Consider the following 26,512-nt stretch of genomic DNA (forward strand, 5'->3'; position numbering starts at 1 on the left):
GACATATTCACAACCGGTAAGTTATCCACCGGAATTGAGGCTTCCGAACAGAATTCGCCGGAAGTGTCTAGCGTCGTGACACATGGCCCTCCGATCACTTCACGTAGCCAGCCGTGCAACCATCCGACCGACCAGCCGCGCCACACACCGCGCCACACGTGGGCCAGGGCACGGGTACGGGCATGTGCCCGGATCGCCCCCTGGCCCTGGCCCGATTCCGGGCTCTGCCGAACATGCCCGGCACGGGCCTGGCAGTGGTGCTCCCCGTGCGGGCACTGGTCCCGGCGTCCGGCCCGGGGGAGGGGCGGGTACCGGACCAGGCGCCCGCCGTGGTCATCGGCGCAGGGCGGGGCGCGAACGCGATGCTGAGGTCGCGACGGCTTCGCGTCGTCGCGCGGACGCGCTGATGGGAGCGTACGGAGCAGTCGGCGGCCGGCACGCGCGGCGAACGGCCGCCCCTGCTGCCGTCCCTGCCCCCACTGGGGCGATGACCTCTGTGACGATCCCTGCGACGATCCCTGCGACGATCGAAACCGGTGCTCCGGTGGTAGTCCGTCCACCCGTCGCAGCCCGTACTCCGATCGTTCCCCGCACTCCCGCCGCACCCCCTGCCCCTGCCATGGCCTTCCCACGGGACTCGGCCCACTTCGGGGGGCCTCCGGCGCCGTCCGTATCGGCTCAGCAGCCCGCTCGCGTTCCCGGCCCCGCCTCCGCTCGTGTGCGTGGCGCCAGGAAGATTCCCTCCTGGGCATCGGCCTCCACGCCGACCGTAAGCCCCGCAAGCCGTGTCGCGACCCGGGCGACCGCGGCGCCGGAACAGGTTCGCGGCGTACCGCCCGTGAGCGGAGGCACCACAGCGGTGTCGCGGTGGTGGCGTGCTGTCGGGCCCGCTCTGCGGGAGCGGTTACCGCTGTGGGTGCAGCTCCGGTGCGGTCTGGAACCAAAAGCGCTCGCAGCGCTCGCCGTTGTCCTCGCAGGGGCCGCGGCCCTGGCCGCCACGCACTTCTGGTCGGTGCGCCCCCAGCCCGTACACGCTCCCGAGCAGGTGAAGGAGGCCGCAGCGGCGCACCCGGTCGCGCCGGGATCCTTCGACCCGCAAGGCGGCCCCGGCCTGATGCCCGGGTCCTCTGCCGGGCCGCCGCCCACCGCAGCGATGGGCGGACAGATCGTCGTCGATGTGAGCGGCAAGGTGCGGCGGCCGGGAATCCAGCGTCTGCCCGCTGGTTCGCGCGTTGCCGACGCACTGCGCGCAGCGGGAGGAGTGCGCGAGGGCACGGACGTCACCGCGCTCAACCGGGCGCGGGTTCTGACGGACGGCGAGCAGGTCGTGGTGGGCGTGCCCGCTGTGCAGCCCGCCGGGGGCGGATCGGCCGGCGGCGGAGACGGGAGGGGCGGGCAGGCGGGACCCCCGACGCCGGTCAGCCTGACGACCGCCACCGTCGAGCAGTTGGAGACACTTCCCGGCGTCGGACCGGTACTCGCCCAGCACATCGTCGACTACCGCACCGAGCACGGGGGTTACCGGTCCGTCGACGAACTCCGCGAGGTGAACGGGATCGGTGACCGCCGGTTCGAGGATTTACGGCCGCTGGTCAGGCCATGAACAGCGGCGACGTCCATACGGTCACGGGTGGCCGACTGGGTGCCGCCGATCCGCGGCAGGAAGGTCCTGCCGATCTCCGGCTCGTCCCGCCCGCCCTGGCGGCATGGGCCGCGGCCGCGCTCGCCCTCGTGGTGCCGGGGAGATGGGCGGCAGCGGGGGCTGTCGTCTGCACCTGCATCGCCCTGGGGCTCCTGGCGGTGCCTCGGCTGTCGGCCTGGGCGGGACGGGCCGGGGCCGGTGGGAGCGCCGGTGATGATCCGCCCACCTGGGGAGCCGGCGGGGTGTGGCGGCCCGGGGCCAGGGCGACAGCCGCTGCCGCGGCACTGCTCTGTGCTGCGGCCGGGGCCGCGGCGGCGGGGCTCCACGCGGCGGATGTGCGAAGCGGCCCCGTTCCCGGCCTGGCGCGGGACCACACCCGGGTCGAGGCGGAGGTGACGGTCACGTCCGATCCGCGGCAGACCCGGCCGCAGGTCCGGGGCGATCACAGCACCCCCGTGTCCCTGCTCCTCGACGCCGAGATCGACCGGCTGACGGCTCCCGGGGGTGCCGTCACCAGGCTCCGCACCCCGGTCCTCGTCATGGTCGCGCCCGGTGACGCGGCAGCGCGGTGGCGTCGGCTGCTGCCGTCGACCAGGCTCCGTCTGAGCGGACGTCTCGCACCACCGCGCCACGAAGGGGAGCGCCTCGCCGCGGTGCTGGGCACCGACGCCGACGAGGCGCCGCGGATCATCGGCCGGCCGACACTCCTCCAACGCACGGCGGGAGAGCTGCGCGCCGGACTGCGGAAGGCGACGGACGGCCTCGAACCCGATGCGCGGGCGCTCCTGCCCGGGCTGGTCGTCGGCGATACCTCCCGGGTCCCGCCCGAGCTGCACGACGCCTTCAAGGCCACCGACCTCACCCACCTGCTCGCCGTATCGGGCGCCAACCTGTCGATCCTGCTCTTCCTGCTGATCGGTCCACCGGGCACGGCCCTTCGCAGCGAACGCGGAGGTCTGGCACCCCGGTTGGGGATTTCCCTGCGGATGACCGCACTGGCCGGCGGTGGGATCGCACTCGCCTTCGTCCTCGTCTGCCGCCCCGAACCGAGTGTTCTGCGTGCGGCGGCCTGCGGCCTGATCACGCTGCTCGCCATCGGCACGGGGCGTCGCAGATCGCTCCTTCCCATGCTGGCCGCCGCTGTTCTGCTGCTGGTGCTGTACAACCCGTGGCTGGCCCGCAGTTACGGATTCCTGCTGTCCGTGCTGGCCACCGGGGCTCTGCTGACGCTTGCGCCGCGTTGGAGCAGCGCCCTGCAGCGGCATCGTGTTCCGCCGCGGCTCGCCGAGGCGCTGGCTGCCGCAGGTGCCGCTCAGGCGGTGTGTGCCCCCGTGGTCGTGGTCCTCGCCTCACGGATCAGCCTGGTGGCGATCCCCTGCAATCTGCTGGCCGAGTTCGCGGTGGCGCCCGCGACCGTTCTGGGGTTCGCTGCGCTCGCCGTAGCGCCGGTGGCCATGCCCGTGGCCGAACTGCTCGCCGGGGCCGCCGGGTGGCCGGTCGGATGGATCGCGTCGGTGGCCCGCTACGGAGCGGGCCTCTCGGGAGCGGAGGCCGACTGGCCGGGAGGCTGGCCGGGGGCGGCACTCCTGGCCGGTCTCACCGTCGTCGTCGTGCTGTCCGCCCGCCGCCTCGCCCGCCATCCCTGGGTCTGTTCGGCCGCAGGCCTCCTTCTGATCCTCGCCGTACTGCGACCGGTGCCGCTCACCCGGATCATGACCGGATGGCCGCCTCCGGGCTGGGCGTTCGCGATGTGCGACGTGGGGCAGGGAGACGCCATGGTGCTCGCCGCGGGCGAAGGCACGGGGGTCGTCGTCGACACCGGTCCCGATCCCCGCCTCGTCGACCGGTGCCTGCGCGATCTCGGCATCACGCGCGTACCGCTCCTCGTACTCACCCACTTCCACGCCGACCATGTGCGGGGCCTGCCGGGTGCGTTGCGTGGAAGGCAGGTCGGAGCGATCCAGACGACGAGCCTCGGCGAACCGGCGGAACAGGCCTCGTTCGTGCGGCGAACGGCGGCTGCGGCGCACATTCCCGTGGTGCCGGCGCTTCCCGGGGAGCGCCGACGGATCGGTCCGCTCGACTGGCGGGTCCTCTGGCCGCCGGCAGATCCGCGAGGTAGGGCGCCCGCCCTAGTCACCGAGGAGCCGAACGACTCCAGCGTCACCCTCTTCGTGCGGTCCGGCGGGCTGACCCTCCTGCTCCTCGGTGATCTCGAACCCCCGGCCCAGCATGGGGTGTTGCGCGGCTACCCGGCGCTGCCCAGGGTGGACGTGCTCAAGGTGGCGCACCACGGCTCCGCCTACCAGGACCCCGCCCTCCTGAGCAGCGCTCGTCCCAGGCTCGCCCTCATCTCGTGCGGGGCGGACAATCCGTACGGACATCCGGCGGCCCGTACGGTCGAGGCGCTCGGAGCGGCGGGAGCGAAGGTTCTGCGCACCGACACCGACGGTGCGATCGCGGTGACGGGCGCCGGGGCGGAACTGCGCGCGGCAGGTCGCTCATGAGCGCGCGGCCCATGCGGTGCGGCGGCCACCCGTCAGACCAGCCAGCTCCCCTCGGTCATCAGCTCGCGCCCGGTCAGCTCGTTCTGCTCCCGCCACGCCTTGACGGTGTCCGGGGTGATGCGCAAGTACACCCATGCGGCTCGGCCTCGGGGGTCCCACTGGAGCTTCGAGGTGAACGCGTCACCGGACTCGGCGGGGAGCTCCGCCCCCTCCACGATCTCGGCCGTCCCCTCGATGAGCACCACATCACGGGTGTGCCCCAGGGTGACCCTGGCCTGTCCGGACGGCGTCACGTCGACCGCTGTCGGATTGGTCCGCCGGGTGGCCGGCAGCAGCGTCCCTCGGTCCCACACGAAGGACAGCGGCACCAAGCAAGGCACGCCGTCCGTCGAGGCCGTGGCAACCCAGGCGTCTTCGTCCTTCTCCAGGTGATCGAGCACGTCCTGCTTGCGCTGCTCCGGACCGCGTGCCGGCTCTCGCTTCGTCATGGCCCACACGCTAGCGATCAGTGTCCACGACCTCCGTCGGCGGTCCTAGGATCCGTGGCTGATGGCGCAGTACCCCGAACCGGGACAGAATTCCGATATGAACGAGGAATCGCTGGAGCTCCGGGAGACCGCCGGCCTCTCCCCCCGCACATGGGTCGATGCCTATCTGGAGCGCATCGGCGCCGCACGCCCCACTCGCTCCGACGCGGAGGCCCTGCGCGAGCTGCAGCTCCGCCACCTGATGACAGTGCCCTTCGAGAACCTGGCGATCCACCACGGCGAGGACATCGTCCTGGAGGACGAGAGGCTCATCGAGAAGGTCGTGACCGACCGGAGAGGCGGTTTCTGCTACGAGTTGAACGGCGCCTTCGCCGCGTTGCTGAGTGCGCTCGGCTTCCGCGTCACGCTGCTCCAGGCGCGGATCTTCGGCGACGGCGGGCGGCTCGGTATTCCTTACGACCACATGGCGTTGCGCGTGGAGACCGACGACGACACGGGCCCCTGGCTGGCCGACGTGGGGTTCGGCGACCACGCCGTACAGCCGCTGGCGCTGGACGACCGTACCGAACAGGAGGATCCCATCGGCGTGTTCCGGTTCAGGCCCGCTCCGCACGGGGACCTCGACCTGCTGCGCGGCGGATCGCGGCAGTTCCGTCTCGATCTCCGCCCACGGGCCCTGACGGACTTCCGGGCAGGGTGCTGGTATCACCGGACCTCGCCGGACTCCTACTTCAGACGTTCCCTCGTCTGCTCCCGGCGCACAGGAACCGGGCGTGTGACGCTCAGTGGCCGCACCCTGATCACGACCGTTCGGGGTGAGCGGAAGGAGACGGAGCTGGACACCGACGCGGAGGTACTGGACGCCTACGAAGACCACTTCGGGCTGCGTCTCACCTACCTGCCCGAGGTGCGCCGGATCCCGAACGCGTGACTTGTGCGGCACGCACAAGCGGAGCGATCAATTCGGACCTTCGGTAACACCTCGCCACAACCCCCTCCGAGCTCCCGCGTTCGCCTCGAACATCGCATCAGTGATCGAATGTTCTTTCGTCGGCGGGTCGCTGTTCCGACAACGACGTCCAGCTGTCAGGGGTCCGAGGTGAGAACCGCCCTTGGGAGTACGCGCGCGAGTTCGGCCGTTGGCTGGGCAACAAGGCGAAGTCCGGCAGCACACTCAGCAGCGCCGTCGCCGGACTCACAGTCCCGCGCACGGCCGGTCTGCTCAGCTGCCGGGTGCTCGACCCTGTCAACGAACCAGTGCGCAAAGCAGAGTTCGTCGTCACCGACAGCGCGGGCCGCAAGACCGTCGGCGGGGAGACGGACCCCTTCGGGAGTGTTGTCGCCGCCGTTCCGGCGGGTGACTACCGACTCGCTGTGACGGCCGAGGGTTTCACCCCGTTCCACGGCCCGGTCACAGTCGCCGAGAGCGGTCACGCGAGCGTCGGCGACGTGACCCTCCAGGTGTACCCGCCTCCGCAGCTTCCCGACCCGGGCGACCGGGGCATCGAACCGACGTACTCCCAGATCGGTTTCACGACACGTCATACCGGCATGGCCCGCATCCACGGCAGGTTCAACACCTTCGCCGGTGCCGTCCGGATCGCCGACCGCATGGAGGACTCCGCCATGCACGTCGTCATCGACGCCTCGTCGATCGACACGAACGTCCAGATGCGCGACGACCACCTGCGCTCCAGTGACTTCCTCGACGTCGGGCGCTACCCGACCCTCGAGTTCTACGACGAGCGCTTCATCCACCGCGGTGGAAGCCGCTGGGGCGTCAGCGGCGCGCTCACCCTGCACGGTGTGAGCCCCACCGTCACCCTGGACACCCAGTACCTCGGGCTTGGCAACGGTCTCGAGGGTGAGACCCGTGCCGCCTGCCGGGCCACCACCGAACTGCACCGCGAGGACTTCACGCTCACCTGGCAGACGATGCTGCCCGCGGCATCGCGGCGGTCGGCTCGAGCATCGAGATCGGCATGGACATCCAGATCGTGTCCAAGAGCTGATCCGCCCCGGGAACTGCCCCCGGGCCCGGCCAGCTCCCGAGAACCGGGACCCTGCCCGCCCCGTATGGCGGCCCGTTCCCGGGCCCCGGCCCGGGGTGCGGGCAGCCGCTACGGCGCCTCCAGCCACCCCTCGTACTCCGCGGCGAACGCGTCCAGCGCCGCGGAGTCCAGCCGCCCGGCCGGATCCTCCACGACCACGAGCCACTGGGCGTCCTCGGCATCGTCCTCGCCGGCGAGGGCGTCGCGTACGAGCTGAGGCTCCTCGGTGACGCCGAACCGGTCGGCGAGTTCCTCGGCCGCGTCCTCGGCCGTGTCGCGGTCGGGCAGCACCAGCACATGTCTCACATCGCTCACCCGGTCATTCTCCGGTACGCCCGGGCGGGCAGCCCCGCCGCCCTGTCACAGGGGCGTGGGATGCTGGACCGCGATGGCCACCAGAAGTAGTTCCACCGACAATCCGCTCGCCCCCGTGACGCTCGCCGTGGGCCAGGAGGACCTGCTCCTGGACCGTGCCGTGCAACACGTGGTGGCAGCGGCACGCGCTTCCGACGCCGACACGGACGTCCGCGACCTCTCCTCCGACCAGCTGCAGCCCGGCACGCTCGCGGAGCTGACCAGCCCGTCGCTCTTCGCCGAGCGCAAAGTCGTGATCGTGCGCAACGCACACGACCTCTCCGCCGACACGGTCAAGGACGTCAAGGCCTACCTGGCCGCGCCCGCAGAGGAGATCACCCTCGTCCTCCTCCACGCGGGTGGCGCCAAGGGCAAGGGGCTGCTGGACGCGGTACGTAAGGCCGGAGCCCGCGAGGTCGCCTGCCCCAGGACGACCAAGCCTGCCGAGCGGCTCTCCTTCGTACGGTCGGAATTCCGGGCCCTGGGGCGCTCCGCGACCCCCGAGGCGTGCCAGGCCCTGGTGGACTCCATCGGCAGCGATCTGCGGGAGCTGGCCGCCGCCGTCTCGCAGCTGACCGCGGATGTCGAGGGCACCGTCGACGAGGCGATCGTCGCCCGCTACTACACGGGCCGGGCGGAGGCGTCCTCCTTCACCGTCGCCGACCGCGCGGTCGAGGGCAGGGCGGCGGAGGCGCTCGAGGCGCTGCGCTGGTCGCTCTCCACCGGGGTCGCCCCCGTTCTGATCACCAGCGCGCTCGCGCAGGGCGTGCGGGCGATCGGCAAGCTGTCGTCGGCCCGGGGCGGACGGCCCGCGGACCTCGCCCGCGAGCTCGGTATGCCGCCGTGGAAGATCGACCGGGTGCGCCAGCAGATGCGCGGATGGACGCCGGACGGTGTGGCAGCGGCCCTGATCGCGGTCGCGGCGGCCGATGCCGGGGTCAAGGGCGGCGGGGACGACCCTGCGTACGCCCTGGAGAAGGCCGTCGTGGCTGTCGCGCAAGCGGCCCGCCCCGGGCGCTAGGGGCACCAGGCCGGCCGACGCGCTCTCGACCGCACGTCACGAAGCGCACACACCGAAGGCCCCGGTCGCCGTCCTGGGGAGGACGGCGACCGGGGCCTTCGGTTCACGCTTTGGTGTGCCGCACCCGCGTGGCGAACGCAGGTTCGGTGTGCGGCACGGAGTGCCGGTCAGGAGCGGGAGAGAGGGCCCGCGGAGTCCGTTCCGACGATCACATCAGTGCTCAGCCCTGGAGGGCGGCAACCTTGAGCGCCAGCGCCGACTTCTTGTTGGCGGCGGCGTTCTTGTGGATGACACCCTTCGAGACAGCCTTGTCGAGCTGGCGGGACGCGTCACGGACGGCCACAGTGGCCTTCTCGACGTCACCGGCAGCGGCAGCCTCACGGGCCTTGCGGATCGAGGTCTTGAGCGACGACTTGACGGCCTTGTTGCGCAGGCGCGCCTTCTCGTTCGTCTTGTTCCGCTTGATCTGGGACTTGATGTTCGCCACGAAAGAGCCTTTTCAGGTTCGTTGGATCTTCTATGTGCGCCACGCCGCTTCTGAGGGCCACGAGGCACAGCTGCCGACGGTACCAGTCGCCCACGGACCGGCCCAAACCGGTCCCAGCCCCGCAGGCGTGGGACGATGGAAGCTGCGTATAGATCCGTCCGACCCGACATCGACCCGAGACACGGCGTTCGGCGTCTCAAGAATCAGGACCCTGCGTGCCCGCGACTCCTACCAACGTGCCCGAGCCGAGCCGTACCGACCCGGCACTGATCCGCAACTTCTGCATCATCGCGCACATCGACCACGGCAAGTCGACGCTTGCCGACCGGATGCTCCAGCTGACGGGCGTGGTCGACGTGCGGCAGATGCGCGCTCAGTACCTCGACCGGATGGATATCGAGCGCGAGCGCGGCATCACGATCAAGTCCCAGGCGGTACGTCTGCCGTGGGCACCGACCACGGGCGGGGACACGGGCACCACCCATGTCCTCAACATGATCGACACCCCGGGGCACGTGGACTTCACCTACGAGGTCTCCCGCTCGCTCGCCGCATGCGAGGGCACGGTCCTCCTGGTGGACGCGGCGCAGGGCATCGAGGCCCAGACGCTCGCCAACCTCTACCTCGCGATGGAGAACGACCTCACCATCGTCCCGGTGCTCAACAAGATCGACCTGCCGGCCGCGCAGCCTGAGAAGTTCTCCGAGGAGCTGGCCAACCTCATCGGCTGCCAGCCCGAGGACGTACTGAAGGTGTCCGCCAAGACCGGTGTCGGCGTGGACGCCCTGCTCGACCGGGTGGTCAGGGACGTCCCCGCCCCCGTCGGCCAGGCGGACGAGGCCGCCCGCGCGATGATCTTCGACTCGGTCTACGACCCCTACCGGGGTGTCGTCACCTACGTCCGTGTCATCGACGGTCAGCTCAACAAGCGCGAGCGCATCCGGATGATGTCCACGGGCGCCACCCACGAGCTGCTGGAGATCGGTGTCTCGTCCCCGGAGATGACCCCGGCCGACGGCATCGGTGTGGGCGAGGTGGGCTACATCATCACCGGGGTGAAGGACGTCCGGCAGTCCAAGGTCGGTGACACGATCACCTCCCTGCACAACGGGGCGACCGTGGCGCTGGGCGGCTACAAGGACCCCAAGCCGATGGTGTTCTCGGGTCTGTATCCCCTCGACGGTTCCGACTACCCGGACCTGCGCGAGGCCCTCGACAAGCTCCAGCTCAACGACGCCGCCCTGGTGTACGAGCCGGAGACCTCCGCGGCACTCGGCTTCGGCTTCCGTGTCGGCTTCCTCGGCCTGCTCCACCTCGACGTGGTCCGCGAGCGGCTCGAGCGCGAGTTCGGCCTGGAGCTCATCGCCACCGCCCCCAACGTGGTCTACCGCGTCGAGATGGAGGACGGCACTGAGCACATCGTCACCAACCCGAGCGAATTCCCCGAGGGCAAGATCGACAAGGTGCACGAGCCGGTCGTCCGGGCCACGGTCCTGGCGCCCAGCGAGTTCATCGGCGCGATCATGGAGCTGTGCCAGCAGCGCCGCGGCACCCTCCTCGGCATGGACTACCTCTCCGAGGACCGGGTCGAGATCCGCTACACCCTCCCGCTCGCCGAGATCGTCTTCGACTTCTTCGACCAGCTGAAGTCCAAGACCAGGGGCTACGCCTCCCTCGACTACGAGCCCACCGGCGAGCAGTCCGCCCAGCTCGTCAAGGTCGACATCCTGCTGCACGGCGACAAGGTCGACGCGTTCTCCGCGGTCACGCACAAGGACAAGGCGTACGCGTACGGCGTCCGGCTCGTCGCCAAGCTGCAGAAGCTCATTCCCCGGCAGAACTTCGAGGTGCCGATCCAGGCGGCCATCGGTTCCCGGGTCATCGCCCGCGAGACCGTCCGCGCCATCCGCAAGGACGTTCTCGCCAAGTGCTACGGCGGTGACATCTCCCGTAAGCGGAAGCTGCTGGAGAAGCAGAAGGAAGGCAAGAAGCGGATGAAGATGGTCGGCAACGTGGAGGTGCCGCAGGACGCGTTCATCTCCGTCCTGTCGACCGACGAGTCGGCCGGCGAGGGCAAGGCCAAGAAGTAGCCCTCCGCTCCCGGTATCTACCCGGGAGTAGATACGACGGGCCCCCGTGCCGCAGACGCCTGCGGCACGGGGGCCCGTTCGTTATGAAGCGGCGGCCTGTTGCCCCTTACGCCGCGGACCTGCGCGCTCTACTCTGATCACCACCCGTTAGTTACTCGCCAGTTAAACAAGCAGGCCGAGCGGGAACGAGAAGCAGGAACAGCAGGCAGCAGCCCCCCAGCACCCAGCACCATTACCCAGCAGCCGGTCGTAGCAATGCCGCAGGCCCGGAGGACGTCGTGAGCGACACACAGACCTTGATCGATAACCGACCGCCCTCCGTGGCGGCTCTCTTCATCGACCGCGTGGCGGCCACCCCGGACGGTGAGGCGTACCGCTACCCGGTGCCGTCGGCCTCCGGCCAGGGACCGGACGACTGGAAGTCGCTGACCTGGGCGCAGGCCGCGACCAGGGTCCACGCCATCGCGGCCGGGCTGATCGGACTCGGTGTCCGGCCCGAGGAGCGCGTCGCGCTCGCCTCCGCCACCCGTGTCGAGTGGATCCTCGCCGACCTCGGCGTGATGTGTGCCGGCGCCGCGACCACGACGGTCTACCCGTCCACGAACACCGAGGAGTCCGCCTTCATCCTGGCCGACTCCGAGAGCCGTGTACTGATCGCCGAGGACGCCGCCCAGCTGGCGAAGGCCCGTGAGAACCGGGACGCGCTGCCCCACCTGGCCCACGTGGTCGTCGTCGACCCGATCGGCGCGGAGCCCGTGGAGGGCGACCCCGAGGGCTGGATCCTCACGCTTGCCGAGCTCGAGGCCCGTGGCGCCGAGTACCTGGCCAAGAACCCGGACGCGGTCACGGACCGGGTCTCCGCGATCACCGCCGACCAGCTCGCGACCCTGATCTACACCTCGGGCACCACCGGCCGCCCCAAGGGCGTACGGCTGCCCCACGACAACTGGTCGTACATGGCCAAGGCCACCGTGGCGACCGGCCTGATCAACGCCGACGACGTCCAGTACCTGTGGCTGCCGCTCGCCCACGTCTTCGGCAAGGTCCTCACCTCCGGCCAGATCGAGGTCGGTCACGTCACGGCCGTCGACGGCCGCGTCGACAAGATCATCGAGAACCTTCCGGTGGTCCAGCCGACCTACATGGCAGCCGTGCCCCGGATCTTCGAGAAGGTCTACAACGGGGTCGCGGCCAAGGCGCGGGCCGGCGGTGGCGCCAAGTACAAGATCTTCCAGTGGGCGGCCGGCGTGGGCCGCGAGTACGCGAAGGTGTCGCAGGACAACTTCCGCCGTACCGGAAAGGCCTCCGTGCCGTTCGCGCTCGGCGCCAAGCACAAGGTCGCCGACACCCTCGTCTTCGCGAAGATCCGTGAGGCCTTCGGCGGCCGGCTCCGTGCCTGCGTCTCCGGCTCCGCCGCACTCGCCCCGGACATCGGCTTCTTCTTCGCGGGCGCCGGGATCCACATCCTGGAGGGCTACGGCCTCACCGAGTCCAGCGCCGCCTCCTTCGTCAACCCCGGCGAGGCCTACCGCACCGGCACCGTCGGCAAGCCGCTCCCCGGCACCGAGGTCCGGATCGCGGACGACGGCGAGATCCTGCTGCGCGGCCCCGGCCTGATGGAGGGCTACCACCAGCTGCCCGAGAAGACCGCCGAGGTGCTGGAGTCCGACGGCTGGTTCCACACCGGTGACATCGGCGAGCTGTCCGAGGACGGCTACCTGCGGATCACCGACCGCAAGAAGGACCTGATCAAGACGTCCGGCGGCAAGTACATCGCCCCGGCCGAGGTCGAGGGACAGTTCAAGGCGGTGTGCCCGTTCGTCTCCAACATCCTGGTGCACGGCGCGGACCGTAACTTCTGCACCGCCCTCATCTCGCTCGACGAGCCGACCATCCTCGGCTGGGCGGAGGAGAACGGGCTGGGCGGCAAGCCGTACGCCGACGTGGTGGCCTCCCCGCAGGCCGTGGAGCTCGTCGAGGGCTATGTGAAGCGGCTCAACGAGGGTCTGCAGCGCTGGCAGACCATCAAGAAGTTCCGGCTGCTGCCCCGTGACCTCGACATCGAGCACGGCGAGCTGACCCCCAGCCTCAAGCTGAAGCGGCCGGTCGTCGAGCGCGAGTACAAGTACCTCATCGACGACATGTACGCGGGCTCCCGCGAGGCGTAACGGCCGGGGAGCGGCTCGGGGCGGGGCCGGTGGGCGCCGGCCCCCGGGCAGGCCCGGACGGGGCCGGCGGGTGCGGAAGCACCCGCCGGCCCCGTTCCGCTGTCCAGCCTGTTTCTGTTCGGCACAGCCCACTTCGGTCACTCGGTGCTTATGGACACGGTCGGTCTGTCACTCTGTCGTACACGTCAGCGGTGTAACGCGAGAACTGTCAGGAGCCGCACCGTGGGGCCCATTCCCTTGCAGCGGGACATTGTTCACCGTCCCGGTACCGTCGTCGCCGGTCAGGGCGGTGACCCCCGCATGGTTGCCCGTACCAGCCTGCCCGGAATCCCGCTGGCCCCCTCGGCGGCCCGCAGGTTCGTCCGTGCCGCCCTCGCCGACTGGACCGGGCTCGGGCTGCCCGCCGCCGGAGGATTCAGCGACCGGGTCACCGACGACGCCGTGACCGTGGCCAACGAGCTCGTCACCAACGCGGTCGTGCACGCCGGTACGGCGGTCGAGCTGCTCTTCAGGCTGGAGGACGCGGCCGGGGCCGAGCCGGCCGGCCTGGTGCTGGAGATCACCGACCACCATCCCGCCCGCTCGGTGCGCGACGGCGAGACGGAACGGCCCGATCCGTCCGAGTACGGCAGGGGACTGCAGCTGGTCGCCACCCTCGCCGAATCCTGGGGCATCACCTACCGCACCGGCATCAAGACCGTGTGGGCGCGGCTGACCGCGGACGACTGGGACGCGCTGCCCGAGCACTCGCCGCCCGACGAGGCCGCCCGCCGTCGCGGGCTGCGCGCCGGAGAGATCCTCACCCCCGCGCCCCGGTGGACCGAACGCGACGACGCGGGCTGGGCCGGACGCGGCGCGCTCTCCTTCCTCGCCGAAGCCTCCGACCTGCTCGCGGGCCAGCTCGACGAGGACCTCGTGGCATCGACAGCGGGGCAGCTGCTCGTGCCCAGGCTCGCCGACTGGTGTGCGATCTGGCTGGAGAGCGAGGGTGGCGGGCACGCGGCCGTCCCGCGGCTCGCCGGGGTCTGGCACAGCGACGAGGGCGGGACCGAGCTGCTGCGCCACATGCTGGAGAAGGAGCCCCTGCGGTTATCCGGCAGCGTCGGCACCGGCCCCGTGCCCATCCCGTGGCCCGGCGACCCGGCGGGGGAGGGCGGGGCCGCGCTCGCCCACCGCATCACCGCGGGCGGCCGCACGCTCGGCGCCGTACTCGTGGGCCGGAAGGGCGTCGCGCAGGTACCCGACGAGGTCGCCGGGCTCATCGCGGACTTCGTACGCCGTGTCGGCCTCGCCGTGGGCGCCGCCCGCGCCTACACCCGGCAGGCCAACATCAGCCGCATCCTGCAGCGCGGCCTGCTCCCCAGCAAGGTCGCGGAGATACCCGGTGTCTCCAGCGCACTGGTCTACGAGCCCAGTGACGACGGCGTGGTCGGCGGCGACTTCTACGACCTGTTCCCCTGCCCCGGCGGGCGCTGGTGCTTCGTACTCGGGGACGTGCAGGGCAGCGGCCCCGAGGCCGCCGTCGTCACGGGTCTCGCCCGGCCCTGGCTGCGGCTGCTGTCCAGAGAGGGCTTCCGCGTCGGCGAGGTCCTCGACCGGCTCAACCGGCTCCTCCTCGACGACGCCATGGAGGCGGCCGAGGCGGCCGCCCTGATGGTCGCGGCGGCGGGTGGGCAGCAGATCCAGGGCGGCACCCAGTCCCGCTTCCTCTCCCTGCTGTACGGCGACATCGTGCCCCTCCCGGACGGTGGCGTGCGCTGCACCGTGGCCAGTGCCGGACATCCCCTCCCGCTGCTGCTCCGCCCGGACGGATCCGTCACCACGGCCGCCGAGTCGCAGGTCCTGCTCGGGGTCGTCGAGGACGTGGCGTACGAGAGCCAGGGATTCGACCTGGAACCGGGTGACAGCCTCCTCTGCGTCACCGACGGGGTGACCGAGAGGCGTTCCGGGCGGCTGATGTTCGACGACGGCGACGGGCTCGCCCACGCCCTGGCCGGCTGTGCCGGACTGCCGGCCGACAGGATCGCCGACCGGATAAAGCACGCAGTCCACGCCTTCGCCGAGCGTCCGCCGGACGACGACCTGGCCCTGCTCGTCCTCCAGGTCGGCTGAGGAGCAGCGTGGACGGGGAACGTCCGGCGGCGAGCGACAATGGACGGTATGCCTTCCGTACTGCCCGATGGTGAGCCCGTGCCCGACGACGGAGCGCTGCCCCGTCATGCCCTGGAAGGCGCCGCCGACCGGCCGCTCGGCTTCTACCTGCATGTGCCCTACTGCGCCACCCGCTGCGGCTACTGCGACTTCAACACCTACACCGTGACCGAGCTGCGCGGCTCCGGAGGGGCACTGGCCTCCCGGGACAACTACGCGGCGCACCTGATCGAGGAGGTGCGCCAGGCCCGCAAGGTGCTCGGCGACGACCCCCGCCCGGTCCGTACGGTCTTCGTCGGCGGCGGCACGCCCACCCTGCTGCCCGCCGCGGACCTCGTGCGGATGCTCGGGGCGATCCGCGAGGAGTTCGGGCTCGCGGACGACGCCGAGATCACCACGGAGGCCAATCCGGAGTCCGTCGATCCGGCGTACCTGGCGGCGCTCCGGGAAGGCGGCTTCAACCGCGTCTCCTTCGGGATGCAGAGCGCCCGGCAGCACGTCCTGAAGATCCTGGACCGCACCCACACGCCCGGCAGGCCCGAGGCCTGTGTCGCCGAGGCGCGCGAGGCCGGCTTCGAGCACGTCAACCTCGACCTCATCTACGGCACCCCGGGGGAGTCCGACGACGACTGGCGGGCGTCCCTGGACGCGGCGATCGGCGCGGGCCCCGACCATGTGTCGGCCTACGCGCTCATCGTCGAGGAGGGCACCCAGCTGGCCCGCCGCATCAAGCGCGGCGAGATCCCGATGACCGACGACGACGCCCACGCCGACCGCTACCTGATCGCCGACGAGGCGATGGCGGCCGCGGGCTTCTCCTGGTACGAGGTGTCGAACTGGTCCAGGACGCCCGAGGGCCGCTGCCTGCACAACGAGCTGTACTGGCGCGGCGCCGACTGGTGGGGCGCCGGACCCGGAGCGCACAGCCACGTCGGCGGGGTGCGCTGGTGGAACGTCAAGCACCCCGGGGCGTACGCGCAGGCCCTGGCCGAGGGCCGCTCGCCCGGTGCCGGGCGTGAGGTCCTGGCCGACGAGGACCGGCGGGTCGAACGCATCCTGCTCGAGTTGAGGCTCGTCGAGGGATGCCCGCTGTCCCTGCTGGCGCCCGCCGGGCTCGCCGCGGCCGGCCGGGCCGTCGCGGACGGGCTGCTGGAGCCCGCCCCGTACCGGGAGGGCCGGGCGGTCCTCACACTGCGGGGGCGCCTGCTGGCGGACGCCGTGGTGCGGGACCTGGTGGACTGAGCTCCCGCGCCCCGGTCACCTCACCCGGCAGTCCTTGCGGGTGAGGACCATCGGGTCACCGGCTGCACGGCCGCACACGACGCGGATCTCGGCATCCGGCCCCGGACGCGTGACCTTCATGATGTTCAGGCCGTGCACCTTCTGAGCGGCGTAGGGAATCGTCCCGCGGAAGGTGACGGTCCCGGTCGGCATGTCGTGGAGTGCGACCGAGTAGAGCGTCGCCCACGTCTCCGCCGCGCTCCGCGGGTGGTCGCTGCGGGCCGCGGCGGCGTAGAGGGCCGCCGTCGCCTGGTAGGAGATGACGGTCTGGCCGCTGGCGAACAGCTTGTCCTCGTACGGCGGGCGCCCCTTCGGCAGCGGTTCCAGCCGCTTCCCTTCGGGGAGCAGCGATTCCAGGGACCTGCGGGAGTCTTCGTAGAACGTCCGGCCACCGCCCCGGCTCATGGGCGCCGGCGAGCCGTAGTAGAGCGTGACCCTCTCCGCGAGCTTCGTCGCGTCGTCGAAGCGCGCCTTGGTCAGATCGTCCCCGGTGAAGACCGTGATGGCCTTCTCCGAGCAGCCGCTGGTCTGCCCGAGTCCGGACATCAGGGTGTTGACGTCCTCGACCCGGCCGGCGAAGTACAGGGCGTCCGGGACCCGCTCCCCGCCGCAGATGCGTTGCAGGGGGCCGTCGAGGTTCGCCGAGCCGCCGTCCTTGGAGAGGGAGTACTGGGTGCCGTCGTCGTCGCTGTCCGGCGGGAGCGTGAAGCCGGACGCCTCCAGCATCTCCTTGCCCACCCTGCGCTGCTCGGTCGTGTACCGGTCCTTGTCCTCGTTGCCCACCCTTCGGGACAGGACGACCGCCCGCGGATCCCGCAGCCCGGCCGCCAGCTGGCCGGCGAGCAGGCCGAGCGCGTCCGCCTGCTCCTCGTCGGTCGCGGCGAGGCCGAAGTAGTTCGGGTACTCGCGGGCCAGATCACTGTCGGAGTTGGTGGTGTTCACCACGGGCAGACCGGCGCGCTGCAGCAACCCGGTGGCCGCCGCGCTCTCGGTGGTGTTGCGGCCCAGGCCGACCACTCCGACGACGGAGCGGTCCCGCCGGGCGACCTCGACGATCTTCCGTGCGGCCGTCGTCTGCCGCAGCATGTCCTGGCCGCCGTTGGCCGTCAGGACCCGGAGCTTGACGGAACGGTCCGCCGTCTCGTTGACGAACCGCTGGTGGAGAAAGACACCGGTCAGCTCCTCCAGCCCTTTGCGGGTGTCCTCCTTGTTCCTGTCGGTGCCGGTGAGAGGGCCCGCGTAGACGATGGTGACATGCGGTTCGCCGGGCTTTATGTCGGCGTTCTGGTCCCGTATCGCCCGCTCGATCCGCTCGAAGGTGACGCCCTCGCCCACACCGCTCAGCTCCAGGCCGTTGCCGTCGGCGAACAGCACCTCGGGAGCCGTCGCCACCCCGACGCACTCCTTGGTGCCCTCGGGACCCGGCAGTCTGACCGTGTCCGTGTTGCGGCCGACGAGAGGGCCGTAGCAGTACGTCTCCTTCCAGTGCTCGCTCCACAGGAAGGCCCCCAGCAGCGCGCCGACCAGGACGAGGGCGACGGATGTCCGCGACATCACCCACCACGCCCAGGTCCGGCGCACGCGCTCGGTGACGAGCTGGGCGTGGGCGTGCTCGTGGGTCAGCTGGCCGGTGGACAGGGGCAGCCGCAGCACCCAGGCCAGCCTCACGGCCTCCGCGGGGGCCTGGCCCACGCTCAGGTCGTCCACCCAGCTCTCGTACCGCGCACGGGCCCCCGACCTGGCGGCGCCGCTGTTCGCGGCGGGCTCCGGGGGCAGCGGCGGGGTGTGCCGCATGATCTGCGCGGCCGGCAGGGAGGCCAGGAGCAGCAGAGGGTCCACCTCGCTGCGCCGGGAGCGGACGTTGTTGATCGCGTTGATCAGCAGGACGCCGCCGTTGTCATGGGTGGCCGTCGGCAGGAACACGACGGGCGGGACGGTGCGCTTGCCGCGCCGCCAGTCCGGGGCGTGGGGCCGGTAGTTGTCCAGCAGGTCCTCCAGCAGCGCCTGGACCCGCAGCTCCAGATGGAACTGGCGCGCGTGCTCGACGCCCGCCCCCGCGTCTGCCACCCGCTCGGCGACGGCGGCCGCCCTGGCCCGGATCACCCGCCACGAACGGCTCGGCGAGAACCACGACCAGCCGTCGGACGGATACGCGGTGCTGGACGCGGCGAGCGAGGAGGTGGTCGCCAGCCACCGGCTGGCCCGGCGCAGCCACAGCAGCGGCGGCGCCGCCGTGGTCACCAGCCGCACGACCGCGAGGCCGAGCAGGGCGGCGGCGGCGACCAGGGCGGTCAGCAGCCAGCCGATCTCGCCGAGCAGCACACTCAGTACGGCGATGAAGACGGCGCCGAGGAAGGTCTCCGGCCGGATCGACGCGCGCAGCGAGTCCCACCAGTTGTTCCGCCCCGACCGGCTCGCCCGCCAGCGCAGGCTGCCCAGCTGCTCCAGGATCCGTTCGTCGCGGTCGTCGCGGGCGGGAACACGGTCGGGCTGCCGTTCGAGGACCGTCGCGGTGGCCTGCTCGATGGCGTCGAGGAGACGTGAGCGGGGAAAGGCGAAGGGCTTGTACTGCGAGGTGCCCCGGGTCTCCCAGGGCCGCTCGGTCAGTGCGCGCACCATGGACAGCGCCGATTCGTACGGGGTGGCGCCGTGGTTGTCCAGCAGCCTCACGGGGACGCGCCGCAGCTGGTTCGCCCGGTGGACCTGCCGGACGATCTGCTCGACCCTGCTGTCGATGTCGGGTCCGGCGCCGGCGTCCTCTGCCTGCGCGACCACGAGGGGCATCACCGGGCGGTTGACCCGGTACTGGTCGATCAGCTGCTGCATCAGGTGGAAGACAGCGGAGGCCGCCTCGTTCTCCGCACTGTCCCGCCACACCTCGCGCGCCATCCGCCCCCGGCCTTCCCCGTTTTGCCTGCTGGGCCCGGCCGGCAGCTCCGGACCGTCGGGCCCCTCACCTCTCAATAACCGATGGTGCGTGTGTGGCGCAGGCATTCATGGGGATCGGTACCGGATCCTCTTCAACGGTCCCGGGACATCAGGCAGGAAGGGTGACGAAGTCGATCAATTCCTCGACGCGGCCCAGGAGCTGTGGTTCCAGGTCCTTGTAGGAGCGCACCTTGGAAAGAATGTGCTGCCAGGCCGCGCCCGTGTTCTCCGGCCACCCCAGCGAACGGCAGACGCCCGTCTTCCAGTCCTGGCCCCGCGGCACGACCGGCCACCCCGGGATCCCCACGGACGACGGCTTCACCGCCTCCCAGACGTCGATGTACGGGTGCCCCACGATCAGCACGTCCCCGTCGGTGACCTCCGCGGCGATACGGGACTCCTTCGAGCCCGGCACCAGATGGTCGACCAGGACGCCGAGCCGCGCACCGGGGCCCGGACCGAACTCGCGCACGATCGCCGGGAGGTCGTCGATGCCCTCCAGGTACTCCACGACCACGCCCTCGATGCGCAGGTCGTCCCCCCAGACCCGCTCGACCAGCTCGGCGTCGTGCCGGCCCTCCACATAGATCCGGCCGACCCGCGCCACCCGCGCCCGCGCCCCGGGGACCGCGACCGAGCCGGAAGCCGTACGGGCCTGCCCGGCCGGCCCCGCGGCCGCCGGTCGTACGAGGGTGACCACCCGGCCCTCCAGCAGGAAGCCGCGTGGCCCCATCGGGAACACCCGGTGCTTGCCGAAGCGGTCCTCCAGAGTGACCGTCGGCCCCTGGGCCGTCCTCTCGCACCGGATCACCGCACCGCAGAAACCGGTGGCAACCTCCTCCACGACCAGATCGGGCTCGGCGGGCACCTCGGGGACGGGAGCGGACCGCTTCCACGGCGGGGTCAGGTCCGGCTGGTAGCTGCGCATGGCACGACGATAGATCGCCGGCCCCTCAGGACACGCCGAACCGAGCAGCCAGCCGATCGCGCTGCGCCCGTACGAACGCGGCGTCCACGACGGCCCCGTGCCCCGGTACGTACAGCGCCTCCTCGCCGCCCAGGGCGAGCAGCCGGTCCAGCGCGGCGGGCCAGCGGGCCGGGACCGCGTCCGGACCCGCCTGCGGTTCGCCGGACTCCTCGACCAGGTCGCCGCAGAGCACCACCACGGGAGAGCCCGGCACCAGCACCGCGAGGTCGTGACCGCTGTGGCCGGGCCCCACGTTGGCCAGCAGCACCTGGAGGCCACCGCCCAGGTCGAGCGTCCACTCACCGCTCACCTCGTGCCGGGGGGCCACCAGGACGTCCGTCGCCACGGTGGCGTCGTGCTCGTGCATTCCGTGGCGCACCGCGTCCGCGCGGAGCTCCTCCGCGCAGCGCCCCAGCATTTCCCTCGTGCCGACCGCCCCGTAGACCTCCGCCCCGGCGAAGGCAGCGGTGCCGAGCACATGGTCGAAGTGCGGGTGGCTCAGTGCGATATGCGTCACCCTCCGGCCGAGCAGCCCCTCGGCCCGGGTCCGCAGTTCGGCGCCCTCCCGGAGCGTCGAGCCGGTGTCGTAGAGCAGCGCGCCCCCGGTCCCGGCCACCAGTGCGGCCGTCGCGTCCCAGACGGGAAGGCGCCGGCGCCCCGCGACGTTGCCCAACCGCTCCCAGCCGTACTCTTCCCAAGAGGCGTCCATGCGGCGACGCTATCGGCAACGACCTGCGCAGTCCCGCGACGGCGTGGCCGGTCGCCCTTGCCCTCCGCCCACTCCGCCCCCGTACACTGACCGGGGGGATTGCTGGCACTCGAATGCACAGAGTGCCAGGCAGGCACCGGAGAACCACAGCTGGAGGTGTGCGCGATGCTCAGCGAACGCAGACTCGAAGTGCTGCGCGCCATCGTCCAGGACTATGTCGGCACCGAGGAGCCCGTCGGCTCCAAGGCGCTCACGGAGCGGCACAAGCTCGGGGTCTCCCCGGCAACCGTCCGCAACGACATGGCGGTGCTGGAGGACGAGGGCTTCATCGCCCAGCCGCACACGAGTGCGGGGCGTATCCCGACGGACAAGGGATACCGGCTCTTCGTCGACAAGCTCGCGGGCGTCAAGCCCCTGTCGTCGCCGGAGCGCCGGGCCATTCAGAACTTCCTCGCCGGGGCGGTCGACCTCGACGACGTCGTGGGCCGTACGGTGCGGCTGCTCGCGCAGCTGACCCGACAGGTCGCCGTCGTGCAGTACCCCTCGCTGACCCGCTCGACGGTGCGGCACGTCGAACTGCTGTCGCTCGCCCCCGCCCGGTTGATGCTCGTACTGATCACGGACACCGGCCGGGTCGAACAGCGTATGATCGACTGTCCTGCTCCATTCGGTGAGACCTCTCTCGCCGATCTGCGGGCCCGGCTCAACAGCCGGGTCGTCGGACGCCGCTTCGCGGACGTCCCGCAACTGGTGCAGGATCTGCCGGAGTCCTTCGAGAACGAGGACAGGGGGACCGTTTCGACGGTGCTCTCCGTACTTCTCGAGACTCTGGTCGAAGAGACGGAGGAGCGGCTGATGATCGGCGGCACCTCCAACCTCACCCGCTTCGGGCACGACTTCCCCGTGATGATCCGGCCGGTGCTGGAGGCATTGGAGGAACAGGTCGTGCTGCTGAAGCTGCTCGGTGAGGCCAAGGACTCAGGCATGACCGTACGTATCGGGCACGAGAACGCCCACGAGGGCCTCAACTCCACGTCCGTCGTCGCGGTCGGCTACGGTTCGGGCGACGAGGCAGTCGCCAAACTCGGCGTGGTCGGACCGACCCGCATGGACTACCCCGGAACGATGGGAGCGGTACGCGCAGTGGCACGTTACGTCGGACAGATCCTGGCGGAGTCGTAAGTGGCCACGGACTACTACGCCGTACTCGGCGTGCGCCGCGACGCATCTCAGGACGAGATCAAGAAGGCATTCCGCAGGCTCGCCCGCGAGCTGCACCCGGATGTCAACCCGGATCCGAAGACCCAGGAGCGGTTCAAGGAGATCAACGCCGCTTACGAGGTGCTGTCGGACCCGCAGAAGAAGCAGGTCTACGACCTCGGCGGCGACCCGCTGTCCGCCTCCGGAGGCGGTGGCGCGGGCGGATTCGGACAGGGTGGCTTCGGCAACTTCTCCGACATCATGGACGCGTTCTTCGGCACGGCGTCGCAGCGCGGACCCCGTTCGCGCACCCGGCGCGGCCAGGACGCGATGATCCGGCTGGAGATCGACCTCTCCGAGGCGGCCTTCGGCACGACCAAGGACATTCAGGTCGACACGGCGGTCGTCTGTACGACCTGCAGTGGTGAGGGCGCCGCACCCGGCACCTCCGCCCAGACCTGTGACATGTGCCGCGGCCGTGGCGAGGTCTCCCAGGTCACCCGGTCCTTCCTCGGCCAGGTCATGACCTCGCGACCCTGCCCCCAGTGCCAGGGCTTCGGCACGGTCGTGCCGACGCCGTGTCCCGAGTGCGCCGGTGACGGCCGCATCCGCTCGCGGCGCACCCTCACCGTGAAGATCCCGGCAGGTGTCGACAACGGCACCCGGATCCAGCTCGCGGGCGAGGGAGAGGTCGGCCCCGGCGGAGGTCCGGCCGGCGATCTGTACGTCGAGATCCACGAGCTGTCGCACGCGGTGTTCCAGCGGCGCGGCGACGACCTGCACTGCACGGTCACCATCCCGATGACGGCCGCGGCGCTCGGCACCCAGGTGCCGCTGGAGACGCTGGACGGCCTGGAGGAGATCGACATCAGGCCGGGCACCCAGTCCGGCCAGTCGGTTCCGCTGCACGGGCGTGGCATCACGCATCTGCGCGGTGGCGGGCGCGGCGACCTGATCGTGCACGTCGAGGTCATGACCCCGACGAAGATGGACCCCGAGCAGGAGCGCCTCCTGCGGGAGCTGTCGAAGCTGCGCGGCGAGGAGCGGCCCACCGGTCAGTTCCAGCCGGGGCAGCAGGGGCTGTTCTCCCGGCTGAAGGACGCCTTCAACGGCCGCTGAGCCGGATTCCGAGCTTCACCCGCACCGCCCGCCGGTTCTCCGACGGGCGGTGCGGCGTTCGGCGGCGGGCCGTACGCCCGGCGGGAAATGGCTGATTCGGCACGCCGCACGGGACGTGGCACGATGCCGTCATGTCCTTGGCGCTGACCGATCTCTGCCGGTATCCGATCGTGCAGGCCCCGATGGCGGGCGGCGTCTCCTGCCCGCAGCTCGTCGGGGCCGTCGCCGAGGCCGGGGGGCTCGGATTCCTCGCCGCCGGCTACAAGACGGCGGACGGGATGTACAACGAGGTCAAACAGCTGCGAGGGCTGACCGGACAGCCGTTCGGCGTCAACCTCTTCATGCCGCAGCAGGCGCTCGCCGACCCCAGCGCCGTCGAGGTGTACCGCCACCAGCTCGCGGGTGAGGCCGCCTGGTACGAGACTCCGCTCGGCGACCCGGACTCCAGCGGCGACGACGGCTACGAGGCCAAGGTCGCGATACTGCTGGAGGATCCGGTACCCGTGGTCTCCTTCACGTTCGGCTGCCCCGCCCGCGACACCCTCGACGCGTTCGCCGGCGCCGGCACGTTCACCGTCGTGACGGTCACCTCCCCGCAGGAGGCGCGGAACGCGCAGTGGGCGGGCGCCGACGCCGTCTGCGTACAGGGCGTCGAGGCGGGCGGCCACCAGTCCACGCACCACGACGACGCACAGGCGGGCCTCACCGGCACCGGGCTGCTCTCCCTCGTCGCCCAGGTCCGCGAGACCGTACAGCTGCCGATCGTCGCGGCCGGCGGGCTGATGCGCGGCTCCCAGATCGCGGCCGTGCTCGCCGCGGGCGCCGACGCGGCACAGCTCGGCACGGCGTTCCTGGCCTGCCCCGAGTCCGGGGCGCACCTGCTGCACAAGCAGGCCCTGACCAACCCGCTGTTCGTCACTACGGCTCTCACCCGGGCGTTCTCCGGCCGCCCCGCGCGCGGGCTGGCCAACCGTTTCGTCCGTGAGCACGGCCCGTACGCCCCCGCCGCCTACCCGCAGGTGCACCACCTGACCAGTGGGCTGCGCAAGGCGGCGGCCAAGGCCGGCGACGCCCAGGGCATGGCGCTGTGGGCGGGCCAGGGCCACCGGATGGCACGCGAGCTGCCCGCCGGGGAACTCGTGGAACTGCTCGCCACCGAAACGGACGCCGCATGGGCGGCAGTGAGCGGGAGGAGTGCACAGTGACGGCACCGGTCTTCGTTGTCGAACGCATGCCCAGCGGGCCGGAGTTCGTCCTGGAAGGATCCGAGGGACGGCACGCCGTGTCCGTGAAGCGCCTGCACGCCGGTGAGGACGTCGTCCTGACCGACGGGCGCGGCCGCTGGGCGGAAGGCGTCGTGCGTGCGGCCGAGGGCAAGGACCGGCTCGTCGTCACGGACCTCGCCACGGTGAACGAGGAACCCGCACCCACGCCCCGCATCACGGTCGTCCAGGCACTTCCCAAGGGCGACCGCGGTGAGGTCGCCGTCGAGACGATGACGGAGACGGGAGTCGACGCGATCGTGCCGTGGCAGGCCTCGCGCTGCATCACGCAGTGGAAGGGCGAACGCGGCCTCAAGTCCCTGGCCAAGTGGCGCAACACGGCTCGGGAGGCGGGGAAGCAGTCCCGCCGGGTGCTGTTCCCCGAGGTGGCCGAGGCCATGACGACCAAGCAGGTCGCCGCGCTGCTGGCCGCCGCGGACTTCGCGGGAGTCCTGCACGAGGACCGGGACAGCGGCAGCGAGCCGCTCGCCACCGCGCAACTCCCCGCCGGCGGCTCGATCGTGCTCGTCGTGGGACCGGAGGGCGGGGTCTCCCCCGAGGAGCTCGCCGCGTTCGCCGCCGCCGGCGCGCCACCGTACCGGCTCGGTCCCAGTGTGCTGCGGACCTCGACCGCCGGGACGGCCGCTGCAGCCCTGCTGATGGGACGCACCGGGCGCTGGAGCTGAGGTCCGGCCGCCCGGCTGGTCCGGACGGATAGCATGCCGGTGTACCGATCACGATCACCAGCGACCGAGGAGGCCGGGCCATGGCGGGAGAGCCGCAGACCGACTGCCTGTTCTGCAAGATCGTTACGGGGGACATCCCGGCGACCATCGTCCGCGAGAGCGACACGACCGTCGCCTTCCGCGACATAAACCCTCAGGCCCCCACGCACGTTCTCGTCATTCCGAAGGCGCACTACCCGGACGCCGCCGCCCTCGTCGCGGCCGAGCCGGAGATCGCCGCCGACGTGCTGCGCGAGGCCGGGCTGGTCGCCGCCGACGAGAAGATCACCGAGACCGGCTACCGCATCGTCCTCAACACGGGTGCCGGTGCGGGACAGACCGTCTTCCACGCGCACGCCCACGTCCTGGGCGGACGCGGGATGCAGTGGCCCCCCGGCTAGGGTCTTTCGTCGCATGATCCGAACGAGAGGCCCTAGGAGCCGCACACCGTGTCCGTACGAGAGCTGGTGGTCCTCGGCACCGCAAGCCAGGTCCCGACGCGCCACCGCAACCACAACGGCTACCTGCTGCGCTGGGACGGCGAGGGCATCCTCTTCGACCCGGGGGAGGGCACGCAGCGCCAGATGCTGCGGGCGGGCGTCGCCGCGCACGACATCAACCGGATCTGCGTCACGCACTTCCACGGCGACCACTCGCTGGGCCTGGCCGGGGTGATCCAGCGGATCAACCTGGACCAGGTCCCGCACCCCGTCACCGCCCACTTCCCGGCGAGCGGACAGCACTTCTTCGACCGCCTGCGGTACGCGACCGCCTACCGCGAGTCCGTCGAGCTCACCGAGGTGCCGGTCGCCGCCGACGGCGTCCTCGCCACCACGGACGCGTACACGCTGGACAGCCACCGGCTCTCGCACCCGGTCGAGTCCTACGGCTACCGCCTGACCGAACCCGACCGTAGGCGCATGCTGCCCGAGAAGCTCGCCGAGCACGACATCGGCGGGCCGGACGTCGGACGGATCCAGCGCGACGGCGTCCTGCGCGGCATCCCGCTCGACGAGGTCTCCGAGCGCCGGCGCGGCCAGCGGTTCGCGTTCATCATGGACACGCGGCTCTGCGACGGTGTGTACGCCCTCGCCGAGGGCTGCGACATGCTGGTCATCGAGTCGACCTTCCTCGACGAGGACAGCCGCCTCGCCGCCGACCACGGCCACCTCACCGCCGGGCAGGCCGGCCGGGCGGCGAAGGACGCAGACGTACGGCACCTCGTGCTGACCCACTTCTCGCAGCGCTACAACGACTCCGAGGCCTTCGAGCACCAGGCCAGGGCAGCCGGCTTCGAAGGCGAACTGACCATCGCCCAGGACCTGATCAGGGTCCCCCTACCCACCCGCCACCAGTAGCGAG

Annotated in this window: 20 protein-coding genes and 1 pseudogene; 15 read left to right on the forward strand and 6 right to left on the reverse strand. The window is 71.2% G+C overall.

Annotated features, from left to right (window positions below; genetic code table 11):
* Positions 1-838: 838 nt before the first annotated feature.
* Together OG844_RS33365 and OG844_RS33370 are read left to right on the forward strand one after the other, a co-directional pair.
* Positions 839-1,603: a helix-hairpin-helix domain-containing protein gene (locus tag OG844_RS33365; RefSeq protein WP_406395396.1), complete on the forward strand. Its 765-nt coding sequence runs from the start codon at positions 839-841 to the stop codon at positions 1,601-1,603.
* Positions 1,600-4,149 (forward strand): ComEC/Rec2 family competence protein, encoded by a 2,550-nt coding sequence (locus tag OG844_RS33370; protein ID WP_406395398.1) that lies wholly within the window; start codon positions 1,600-1,602, stop codon positions 4,147-4,149. Before OG844_RS33365 ends, OG844_RS33370 begins: the two co-directional genes overlap by 4 nt.
* A gap of 32 nt (positions 4,150-4,181) precedes the next feature.
* Here OG844_RS33370 and OG844_RS33375 read toward each other — a convergent pair whose 3' ends face one another.
* On the reverse strand, positions 4,182-4,637 hold the full coding sequence (locus OG844_RS33375) for a pyridoxamine 5'-phosphate oxidase family protein (RefSeq protein WP_406395400.1): 456 nt from the start codon (positions 4,635-4,637) through the stop codon (positions 4,182-4,184).
* Positions 4,638-4,734: 97 nt separating this feature from the next.
* On the opposite strand from OG844_RS33375, the gene OG844_RS33380 reads away from it, so the two are divergent.
* Together OG844_RS33380 and OG844_RS33385 are read left to right on the forward strand one after the other, a co-directional pair.
* The gene (locus OG844_RS33380; protein WP_406395401.1) at positions 4,735-5,568 is read left to right on the forward strand and encodes an arylamine N-acetyltransferase; all 834 of its coding nucleotides are present in this window, start codon (positions 4,735-4,737) and stop codon (positions 5,566-5,568) included.
* A 212-nt stretch (positions 5,569-5,780) separates the two neighbouring features.
* Positions 5,781-6,649 (forward strand): annotated as a pseudogene (locus OG844_RS33385) (YceI family protein).
* Positions 6,650-6,757: 108 nt separating this feature from the next.
* Here the strand turns inward: OG844_RS33385 and OG844_RS33390 are convergent.
* Positions 6,758-7,003 (reverse strand): hypothetical protein, encoded by a 246-nt coding sequence (locus OG844_RS33390; RefSeq protein ID WP_351173344.1) that lies wholly within the window; start codon positions 7,001-7,003, stop codon positions 6,758-6,760.
* Positions 7,004-7,076: 73 nt separating this feature from the next.
* Here OG844_RS33390 and holA point away from each other — a divergent pair, with 73 nt between their 5' ends.
* A complete protein-coding gene (holA, locus tag OG844_RS33395) occupies positions 7,077-8,063 on the forward strand; it encodes a DNA polymerase III subunit delta (protein WP_406395403.1) in 987 nt (328 codons plus the stop codon).
* 220 nt (positions 8,064-8,283) lie between these two features.
* Here the strand turns inward: holA and rpsT are convergent, their stop codons facing one another.
* On the reverse strand, positions 8,284-8,550 hold the full coding sequence (gene rpsT / locus OG844_RS33400; protein ID WP_014156344.1) for a 30S ribosomal protein S20: 267 nt from the start codon (positions 8,548-8,550) through the stop codon (positions 8,284-8,286).
* 215 nt (positions 8,551-8,765) lie between these two features.
* Between rpsT and lepA the strand changes: the two genes are divergently transcribed.
* From lepA to hemW, 4 genes are all read left to right on the forward strand, one after another.
* Positions 8,766-10,640, forward strand: a complete 1,875-nt coding sequence (gene lepA / locus OG844_RS33405) for a translation elongation factor 4 (protein ID WP_406395405.1) — start codon at positions 8,766-8,768, stop codon at positions 10,638-10,640.
* 278 nt (positions 10,641-10,918) lie between these two features.
* Positions 10,919-12,808, forward strand: coding sequence for an AMP-dependent synthetase/ligase (locus OG844_RS33410; protein WP_406395407.1), 1,890 nt, complete (start codon positions 10,919-10,921; stop codon positions 12,806-12,808).
* A 222-nt stretch (positions 12,809-13,030) separates the two neighbouring features.
* A complete protein-coding gene (locus tag OG844_RS33415) occupies positions 13,031-14,920 on the forward strand; it encodes a SpoIIE family protein phosphatase (protein ID WP_406395409.1) in 1,890 nt (629 codons plus the stop codon).
* Between the two features lie 39 nt (positions 14,921-14,959).
* Positions 14,960-16,201 carry a radical SAM family heme chaperone HemW gene (gene hemW, locus OG844_RS33420; RefSeq protein ID WP_406395410.1) on the forward strand — a complete coding sequence of 414 codons (1,242 nt, stop codon included), beginning with the start codon at positions 14,960-14,962 and terminating at the stop codon, positions 16,199-16,201.
* A gap of 15 nt (positions 16,202-16,216) precedes the next feature.
* Here hemW and OG844_RS33425 read toward each other — a convergent pair whose 3' ends face one another.
* The 3 genes from OG844_RS33425 to OG844_RS33435 all read right to left on the reverse strand — a co-directional run bounded on the left by OG844_RS33425 (position 16,217) and on the right by OG844_RS33435 (position 20,844).
* Positions 16,217-19,129: a hypothetical protein gene (locus tag OG844_RS33425; protein ID WP_406395412.1), complete on the reverse strand. Its 2,913-nt coding sequence runs from the start codon at positions 19,127-19,129 to the stop codon at positions 16,217-16,219.
* Positions 19,130-19,277: 148 nt separating this feature from the next.
* A complete protein-coding gene (locus OG844_RS33430) occupies positions 19,278-20,096 on the reverse strand; it encodes a DUF3097 domain-containing protein (protein WP_406395413.1) in 819 nt (272 codons plus the stop codon).
* Between the two features lie 25 nt (positions 20,097-20,121).
* Positions 20,122-20,844, reverse strand: a complete 723-nt coding sequence (locus OG844_RS33435) for an MBL fold metallo-hydrolase (RefSeq protein WP_406395414.1) — start codon at positions 20,842-20,844, stop codon at positions 20,122-20,124.
* 165 nt (positions 20,845-21,009) lie between these two features.
* On the opposite strand from OG844_RS33435, the gene hrcA reads away from it, so the two are divergent.
* The 6 genes from hrcA (at position 21,010) to OG844_RS33465 (ending at position 26,508) form a co-directional block, all read left to right on the forward strand.
* Positions 21,010-22,026, forward strand: coding sequence for a heat-inducible transcriptional repressor HrcA (gene hrcA / locus OG844_RS33440; protein WP_351173319.1), 1,017 nt, complete (start codon positions 21,010-21,012; stop codon positions 22,024-22,026).
* Positions 22,027-23,163: a molecular chaperone DnaJ gene (gene dnaJ, locus OG844_RS33445; protein WP_329211207.1), complete on the forward strand. Its 1,137-nt coding sequence runs from the start codon at positions 22,027-22,029 to the stop codon at positions 23,161-23,163.
* 131 nt (positions 23,164-23,294) lie between these two features.
* On the forward strand, positions 23,295-24,368 hold the full coding sequence (locus OG844_RS33450) for a nitronate monooxygenase (protein WP_406395416.1): 1,074 nt from the start codon (positions 23,295-23,297) through the stop codon (positions 24,366-24,368).
* The gene (locus tag OG844_RS33455; RefSeq protein ID WP_406395418.1) at positions 24,365-25,111 is read left to right on the forward strand and encodes a 16S rRNA (uracil(1498)-N(3))-methyltransferase; all 747 of its coding nucleotides are present in this window, start codon (positions 24,365-24,367) and stop codon (positions 25,109-25,111) included. The genes OG844_RS33450 and OG844_RS33455 overlap by 4 nt, the downstream gene beginning before the upstream one ends.
* Positions 25,112-25,191: 80 nt before the next feature.
* The gene (locus OG844_RS33460) at positions 25,192-25,551 is read left to right on the forward strand and encodes a histidine triad nucleotide-binding protein (protein ID WP_406395419.1); all 360 of its coding nucleotides are present in this window, start codon (positions 25,192-25,194) and stop codon (positions 25,549-25,551) included.
* Positions 25,552-25,599: 48 nt separating this feature from the next.
* Positions 25,600-26,508 carry a ribonuclease Z gene (locus OG844_RS33465; protein WP_406395420.1) on the forward strand — a complete coding sequence of 303 codons (909 nt, stop codon included), beginning with the start codon at positions 25,600-25,602 and terminating at the stop codon, positions 26,506-26,508.
* Positions 26,509-26,512 lie beyond the last annotated feature (4 nt).

The organism is Streptomyces sp. NBC_00887, assembly GCF_045207585.1.